The organism is Arthrobacter sp. 01L42 (assembly GCF_056400005.1).
Genome location: NZ_JBFTSL010000064.1, coordinates 1 through 356, shown reverse-complemented (window position 1 = coordinate 356; position 356 = coordinate 1). Strand labels below are relative to the sequence as shown.

The 356-nt window shown below is 57.0% G+C and carries 1 rRNA gene; it reads left to right on the top strand.

The window, feature by feature from the left end:
* Nucleotides 1-276: 276 nt before the first annotated feature.
* Nucleotides 277-356 (top strand): 5S ribosomal RNA (rrf, locus tag AC1DN2_RS21390); the annotation flags it as partial.

The following is a 356-nucleotide window of genomic DNA, read 5'->3' as shown; positions in this document are numbered from 1 at the left end:
GACCGGTACTAATAGGCCGATAACTTACACCACACACTCTTCCCGTGAACGGATTCAAAAGACGTTCACACCAGGGAAGGGTACAAAGAAACAAGACTGCTTGCGTCCACTATGTGGTTCCCAAACAACAAACCCGTCACCGACGGCACGTTGCGACAGGAACAAAACCACAACAAAATAACAACACCACACCTGCGGCCACACGCCGCAGCGGCCATGTTGTAACCACAGATTTCCCCACCCCCGCCAACAGCGGGCCGGTGGCGGAGCAAGGGTTACGGCGGTCATAGCGTGGGGGAAACGCCCGGTCCCATCCCGAACCCGGAAGCTAAGACCCACAGCGCCGATGGTACTGC